Below are 7300 nucleotides of genomic sequence, written 5' to 3' on the forward strand. Positions count from 1 at the left end.
CCCCTAGACTCGCCCTCGTCATCACTGGCTTGCAGCGCTGTGCCTGGATGAATTCGACGCCACGACCACGGCTTCCCGCCATGGCCTGCCGGTAAATCAAAACGTCCTCTGCACTGCCTGTTCGACTGCCGAACAGCGCTCGCGCAGTTACAACCAGGAATACAGCTCACAACATGACCGGGATTAAAAAAGTCCTTCATGGCGTGCCCGCCGACAGTCTGCCCCGGTTGAAACCGCAGAAACTTGGCCGGCATTACCACAAGATTCCTCACTATATTCGCGAGCTCTCCGCCAAATACCCGCGCATCATCAGCGACTACTTTCTGCGCGCCTATCGAATCAATCTCGAACTGCTGCGGGTCGACGTGCATGAGCACGTGAACAGAGAAGCCGAGTGCCGTTATCGCTCGGCCCTGGGCAAGGTCGGTTTCGCGATGGATCGGGCGCTGCTGACCGAAGCGCTGGAGTGCTACTACGGCGGCACCTGCCTGCCCAATCACGAGGCGCCGCCGGTCAGCACCTCGGAACAGCGCATGCGCACACGCCTGGGTCTGGATGTCGCCCAGCTGTTCGCCCGCTCGATTCTCGCCGGCCAGACCTTCGGCAAGCTCGAGCCCTACGAGAACGCCTACGAAGAAGCGGCCTGGGAGTACGTGGCAGAGCTGCAGTTCAGCAGCCATATCACCGGCAGCCAGTCGTCGATCTTCATCTACCTGGATACGCAACTGGTCGACGAGATGACCAGCCGCCTGACCCCGCCGGCGCCGTCCGCGCAGAGCGGCAGCTCGCTCAACCAGATCCGCCAGTTGCCGGTGCGCCTGGATTGCGTGGTCGCCAGCCTGCAGATGCCGCTGGCGCAAGCGCTTGCCCTGCGCCCCGGCGACGTCCTGCCGATGCGACTGCTCGAGCACTGCGACGTAAAGATCAACCAGCAGAAGCTGTTTCGCGGCGCCATCTTCGAAGACGAAGGCGCCTTGTTCCTGACTTCTCTCGAGAGTGTGAAGACCCCATGAGCAGCCCCATTTCCGACAACGATTTCGACAGCCTGATCAACGATGCCGGCCTCGGCACCGACGAGCTGGTCAGCGAATCGACGCCCGCAGAAGCGCCGGCCAGCCTGCCACAGCAGGACCTGAGCTTCTTCGGCAAGATCCCGGTCAACGTCACCCTGGAGGTGGCCTCCACCGAGATCACCCTCAAGGAGCTGATGGACGTCGACGCCGGCAGCGTGATCGCCCTCGACAAGCTGGCCGGCGAGCCGCTGGATGTGAAGGTCAACGGCGCCCTGTTCGCCAAGGCCGAAGTGGTGGTGATGAACGGCAACTACGGCCTGCGCATCGTCGAGCTGTCCGGTAGCGGCCTCAGCGGGCTGGGCGTGTGATGCGGCGCCGCCTGCTGCAATCCGGTCTGCTGCTGACAGCCCTGTGCTGCCCGTTGCTGGCCCAGGCCGCCGGTGGCGACATCACCCTGTTCAACTTCAACGACACCGAAGATGGCCAGACCCTGAGCGTCAAGCTGCAGATCCTGCTGATGATGACGCTGCTGGGCTTCCTTCCGGCCATGTTGATGATGATGACCTGCTTCACCCGCTTCATCATCGTCCTGGCCATCCTGCGCCAGGCCATCGGCCTGCAGCAGAGCCCGCCCAACCCGGTGCTGGTCGGCATCGCCCTGTGCCTGACGCTGCTGGTGATGCGCCCGGTCTGGCAGGAGATGTACAGCGAAGCCTACGTGCCATTCGAAGCCGACCAGATCAGCCTCGAACAGGGCCTCGGTGAAGGCAAGCGCATCATCAGTCGGTTCATGCTGGCGCAGACCAGCAAGAACTCGCTGGAAACCCTGGTCGCCCTGGCCGGCGAGGAGATGCCCGAGGACCTGGCCCAACTGGACTTTTCCCTGCTGCTGCCAGCGTTCGTCCTCAGCGAGCTGAAGACCGCCTTCCAGCTCGGCTTCATGATCTTCGTGCCGTTCCTGGTGATCGACCTGGTGGTAGCCAGCGTGCTCATGGCGATGGGCATGATGATGCTCTCGCCGATGATGATTTCGCTGCCGTTCAAACTCATGGTGTTCGTGCTGGTGGATGGCTGGACCCTGCTGGTCGGCACCCTCACCACCAGCATTCAGCCCTACTAGCGAGGCCCGCGCGATGCTCACGCCCGAACACGCCGCCGAACTGGTGGCCCACGCCGTCTACATCACCGGCCTGATCGTCTGCGTGCTGGTGGTGCCGAGCCTGCTCGGCGGCCTGCTGGTGAGCATCTTCCAGGCGGCCACGCAGATCAACGAACAGATGCTCAGCTTCCTCCCGCGCCTGCTGATCACCCTCGCCATGCTGGTGTTCGCCGGCCACTGGATCCTGCGCACGCTGGGCGACCTGTTCATCGAAACCTTCAAGCAGGCCGGCCATCTGGTCGGCTGACGCCATGCCCATGCACGAGCCCTTGCTGCATGCCAGCACCTACCTGAGCAGCCTGCAGGCCTACTGGTGGCCCTTCTGCCGCATCGCCGCGCTGCTCAGCATGGCGCCGCTGTTCAACCACAAGACGGTATCGGTGCGCGTACGCATCCTCCTCGCCCTGGCCCTGACCGTGGCGCTCGGTGCCGCCCTGCCGGACATGCCGCAGATCGACCCGCTGTCGTTGCGCGGCGTGCTGACCGCCCTGGAACAGGCCGCCTTCGGCATCCTGCTGGGCCTGACCCTGCAGCTGGTGTTCACCATCTTCATGCTGGTCGGCGAGGTGGTATCGACCCAGATGGGCATGAGCATGGCGCGCTACAACGACCCGGTGAACGGCGTGTCGTCGTCCTCGATCGTCTATCAGCTGTACTTCATCCTCCTGGTGCTGCTGTTCTTCGCCATCGACGGTCACCTGGTCACCGTCAGCGTGCTGTACCAGAGCTTCCTGTTCTGGCCGGTGGGCAGCGGCCTGCATTACCTGGGCGCCGAGCACTTCATCCAGGCCTTCGCCTGGGTACTGGCGGCCGCCGTGCTGGTGACGCTGCCGATCGTGTTCTGCCTGACCCTGGTGCAGTTCTGCTTCGGCCTGCTCAACCGCATTTCCCCGGCGATGAACCTGTTCTCCCTGGGCTTTCCCATCAGCATCCTGATGGGCCTGCTGTGCATCTACCTGACCCTGCCGAACCTGCCGGACAGCTACCTGCACCTGACCCGCGAGCTGCTCAACGGCATCGGCGTGATCCTGCGCGAGGGCGGCGATGTCTGAGCAGAACAGCGGCCAGGAGAAAACCGAAGAAGCCTCCGCGCACAAACTCAAGAAGAGCAAGGAAGACGGCCAGGTCGCGCGCTCCAAGGACCTGTCGACCACCATCTCGCTGATCGCCACCCTGTTCATTCTCAAGTTCAGTGCGGGGCTGTTCATGGAGGGGCTCAGCGACAGCTTCCGCCTTTCCTACATTCAGTTCGGCCACAGCGAGATCGGCCTGGACGACCTCGACACCCTGCTCGGCTACAACCTGCTGGTGTTCATCAAGCTGCTGTCGCCGCTGCTGCTCACCTCACTGCTGGTGGTGGCGTTGTCATTGGTGCCGGGAGGCTGGGTGTTCTCGGCGAAGAACTTCGCGCCCAAGCTGAGCAAGCTCAATCCCATCACCGGCCTGGGACGGATCGTCTCCGCGCAGAACTGGAGCGAGCTGCTCAAGTCGATCCTCAAAGTGCTGGTGCTGCTCGGCGTCGGCTACGTGCTGGTGCGTGCCGCCTTGCCCCAGCTGATCGCCCTGCAGCGCAGCAGTGTGCTGGAAGCGATCTCGGCGGCGCTCGACCTGACGTTCAACCTGACCCTCTGCCTGATGCTGATCTTCGTGGTGTTCTCCTTCATCGACATCCCGCTGCAGCGCTACTTCTTCCTCAAGAAAATGCGCATGACCAAGCAGGAGCGCAAGGAAGAGCACAAGAACCAGGAGGGCCGCCCGGAGGTCAAGGCGCGCATCAAGCAGCTGCAGCGGCAGATGCTGCAACGGCAGATCAGCAAGGTGATCAAGAACGCCGACGTGGTCATCACCAACCCGACGCACTACGCGGTCGCCCTCAAGTACGACACGAAAAAGGCCCAGGCCCCCTTCGTGCTGGCCAAAGGGGTCGATGAAACCGCGTTGTACATGCGCCAGATGGCTGCCAAGCACGAACTCGAGGTCGTCGAAGTGCCGCCGCTGGCGCGCGCCATCTACTTCACCACCCAGGTCAACCAGCAGATTCCCGCACCGCTCTACACCGCGGTCGCCCATGTACTGACCTACATCCTGCAGCTCAAGGCCTGGCGCCAGGGCCGCAGAAGCAAGCCGCAACTGGCGAGCAACCTTCCGATTCCCGACAGCTTGGCCAACAGGGGCTGATCCATGAACCTACTGCAGCAACTCGCGCCCACCTTCCGCAGCGGCCGCATCGGCATCCCGGTGCTGATCCTGTCGATCCTGGCCATGGTCATCCTGCCACTGCCGCCCGTGCTGCTCGATGCCCTGTTCACCTTCAACATCGCCATGGCGATCCTGGTGCTGCTGGTCAGCGTGTCGTCGAAAAGCCCGCTGGACTTCTCCCTGTTCCCCACGGTGATCCTCATCACCACCCTGCTGCGCCTGTGCCTGAACGTCGCCTCCACCCGCGTGGTGCTGCTCGAAGGTCATACCGGCACCGGCGCGGCGGGCAAGGTCATCGAATCCTTCGGCGAAGTGGTGATCGGCGGCAACTTCATCGTCGGCCTGGTGGTGTTCGTGATCCTCATGATCATCAACTTCATCGTCATCACCAAGGGCGGCGAGCGCATCTCCGAAGTCACCGCGCGCTTCACCCTGGACGCGCTGCCCGGCAAGCAGATGGCTATCGATGCCGACCTCAACGCCGGCCTGATCGAGCAGAACGAGGCCAAGCGTCGCCGTTCGGAGGTGGCCAAGGAAGCCGACTTCTACGGGGCCATGGACGGCGCCTCGAAATTCGTCCGGGGCGACGCCATCGCCGGTATCCTGATTCTCCTGATCAACCTGTTCGGCGGCTTCGCCATCGGCCTGTTCGTCTACGACCTGAGCGCCGGCCAGGCGTTCCAGCAGTACGCCCTGCTGACCATCGGCGACGGCCTGGTCGCGCAGATTCCGGCGCTGCTGCTGTCCACCGCCGCGGCGATCATCGTCACGCGGATCAACGAATCCTCGGAAATCACCGACCAGGTGCACCGTCAGTTGCTGGCGCAGCCGGCGCTGCTCTACACCGTGGCCGGTATCCTCTTCACCCTGGCCCTGGTGCCGGGCATGCCGCACCTGGCGTTCATCAGCTTCGCCGCCCTGGTGGCCTTCGTCGGCTGGATGGTGGCGCGCAACGGCCCACCCCGAGAGGCTGCCAGCCTGGAGCAGGTGGAAGCCCTGGGCAAGGCGATGGAGCAGGAACGCGCGCAGAACCTGGCCTGGGAAGACATCCCCCTGGTCGAGCGCCTGTCGGTATCGCTGGGCTACAAGCTGGTGGGGCTGGTCAACGAGGCCGCCGGGGCACCGCTGACCCAGCGCGTACGCGGTGTGCGCCAGACGCTCTCGGAAAGCCTGGGCTTCCTCCTGCCGGAAGTGCATATCCGCGACAGCCTGCGCCTGAAGGCCTCGCAGTACAGCATCCAGATCAACGGCGAGAAGATCGACGGTGCCGAACTGCATGCCGACCGCATGATGGCCATCCCTTCACCGGAGCTGTACGGCGAGATCGACGGCATACTCGGCGTCGACCCGGCCTATCGCATGCAGGTGGTGTGGATTCAGCCGGAAGACAAGGCCCGTGCGCTCAACCTCGGCTACCAGGTGATCGACTGTGCCAGCGTGATCGCCACCCACCTGAACAAGGTGATCCGCGAACACCTGCCGGACGTGTTCAAGCACGATGACGTCGACCATCTGATGCAGCGCCTGCAGCTGCAGGCACCGAAGCTGGCCGACAGCCTGAAGACCCAGCTGAGCTACACCCAGCAGCATCGCGTCTACCGCCAGCTGCTGCAGGAGCAGGTGCCGCTCAAGGATATCGTCACCATCGCCACCACCCTGCTGGAGGCCAGCGAGTCGACCAAGGACCCGGTGCTGCTCGCCTCCGACGTACGCTATGCCCTGCGCCGCAGCATCGTCGGCATGATCGCCGGGGAGCGTCAGGAACTGTCGGTATTCATCCTGGAAAATGCGTTGGAGAACACCTTGCTCAACGCCCTGGCCATTGCCCAGCAGGCCGGCCCGGTGAGCCTGGACAACATCCCGGTCGAACCCAGCCTGCTCAACCAGCTGCAGAACACCATGCCGGTGGTGAAGGAGAAACTGCGCAAGGACGGCCATCCGCCGATCCTCACCGTCATGCCACAGCTGCGCCCCCTGCTGGCGCGCTATGCCCGCGTCTTCAGCCCCGGCCTGCATGTGCTGTCGCAGAACGAGATCCCGGACAGGGTAGGCGTCAGCATCCTCGGCACCCTGGGATAGTCGAGCAGCCTCCCGACAGGGTGGATGCCGCACTCGGCATCCACCCCATCAGCCCTGCCACCCGAGGCTCACGCCTTCTCCTTGCGCAGCTTGCGCATTCCCTCGATCAGACGGACGTATTCGGCCGACTCTCCCTGCAGGGCCATGCCCGCTTCGAAGAAGCCGGTGCGGGTGTTCTCCTGCGACCACTGGCAGACCATATCCACGTCCACCTGACGCAGGTTTCCCTCCCGATCGCGCATGCGCACTCTCAGCTTGAGCGTGCTGCCCGGCTCTACGAGCGCATCGCTCAGCAGCTTCATCCCACACTCGGAAACGTCGCCGGCATAACCGATCAGCGTGTCGCGCTCTCGATCACTGATCTTGATGCGAAAGGTGGAACGGAAGGTGATTCGACTCGATTGACGCATAGGAGATTGCCTTAGTGCTCGCCACGTCTGGCTGGATCGCGAGGATCAGGTGCTATCAATCGACGTCATTCGACGAGGACGTACGCGTTGATAACCTGTGATTCATCAACGCAAGGCGACCGGCAGGAGGGATTACTTAAGCTCGCTAGCAGAGCGATCACTCAGGTGCAGCGATCAGCGCATCGCCCGCAAGCGGGCTCCTACGGAACTTCCTGCTCCTCAGCCCAGGCCGCGTACCGTAGGAGCAGGCTTGCCGGCGATCACGGGCTCCTGCAGGCTGCCCCACCAACCCCGCCAGGCGGCGCTGCCCACACCCGACTTTCTGCCGCGCAAAGAAGAAACCCCAGACCTCGTTAGAGATCTGGGGTTTCGTATAGGAGCTTGACGATGACCTACTCTCACATGGTGAAGCACCACACTACCATCGGCGATGCGTCGTT

8 protein-coding genes are annotated in these 7300 nt (G+C 63.4%); 7 read left to right on the plus strand and 1 reads right to left on the minus strand.

Annotated elements, in window-relative coordinates; all coding sequences use genetic code 11:
* The first annotated feature begins 173 nt into the window (after positions 1-173).
* The 7 genes from EWH21_RS23905 to flhA are packed head-to-tail and all read left to right on the plus strand — an operon-like array spanning position 174 to position 6450.
* The gene (locus tag EWH21_RS23905; protein ID WP_277699496.1) at positions 174-1013 is read left to right on the plus strand and encodes a FliM/FliN family flagellar motor switch protein; all 840 of its coding nucleotides are present in this window, start codon (positions 174-176) and stop codon (positions 1011-1013) included.
* Positions 1010-1381, plus strand: coding sequence for a flagellar motor switch protein FliN (gene fliN, locus EWH21_RS23910; RefSeq protein WP_047587253.1), 372 nt, complete (start codon positions 1010-1012; stop codon positions 1379-1381). Before EWH21_RS23905 ends, fliN begins: the two co-directional genes overlap by 4 nt.
* Positions 1381-2133 (plus strand): flagellar type III secretion system pore protein FliP, encoded by a 753-nt coding sequence (gene fliP, locus EWH21_RS23915; protein WP_179555214.1) that lies wholly within the window; start codon positions 1381-1383, stop codon positions 2131-2133. Before fliN ends, fliP begins: the two co-directional genes overlap by 1 nt.
* A gap of 13 nt (positions 2134-2146) precedes the next feature.
* Positions 2147-2419, plus strand: coding sequence for a flagellar biosynthetic protein FliQ (locus EWH21_RS23920; protein ID WP_037051071.1), 273 nt, complete (start codon positions 2147-2149; stop codon positions 2417-2419).
* A 10-nt stretch (positions 2420-2429) separates the two neighbouring features.
* Positions 2430-3224: a flagellar biosynthetic protein FliR gene (gene fliR, locus EWH21_RS23925; RefSeq protein ID WP_047587258.1), complete on the plus strand. Its 795-nt coding sequence runs from the start codon at positions 2430-2432 to the stop codon at positions 3222-3224.
* Entirely contained in the window at positions 3217-4350 is a 1134-nt protein-coding gene (flhB, locus tag EWH21_RS23930) for a flagellar biosynthesis protein FlhB (protein WP_277699497.1), read from the plus strand. Before fliR ends, flhB begins: the two co-directional genes overlap by 8 nt.
* A 3-nt stretch (positions 4351-4353) precedes the next feature.
* On the plus strand, positions 4354-6450 hold the full coding sequence (gene flhA, locus EWH21_RS23935; RefSeq protein WP_277699498.1) for a flagellar biosynthesis protein FlhA: 2097 nt from the start codon (positions 4354-4356) through the stop codon (positions 6448-6450).
* Between the two features lie 68 nt (positions 6451-6518).
* On the opposite strand, the gene EWH21_RS23940 is transcribed toward flhA, so the two are convergent.
* The gene (locus EWH21_RS23940; protein WP_047587266.1) at positions 6519-6860 is read right to left on the minus strand and encodes a PilZ domain-containing protein; all 342 of its coding nucleotides are present in this window, start codon (positions 6858-6860) and stop codon (positions 6519-6521) included.
* Positions 6861-7300: the final 440 nt, after the last annotated feature.

Source organism: Pseudomonas sp. REST10, assembly GCF_029542605.1.
GTDB classification, from domain to species: domain Bacteria; phylum Pseudomonadota; class Gammaproteobacteria; order Pseudomonadales; family Pseudomonadaceae; genus Aquipseudomonas; species Aquipseudomonas khazarica.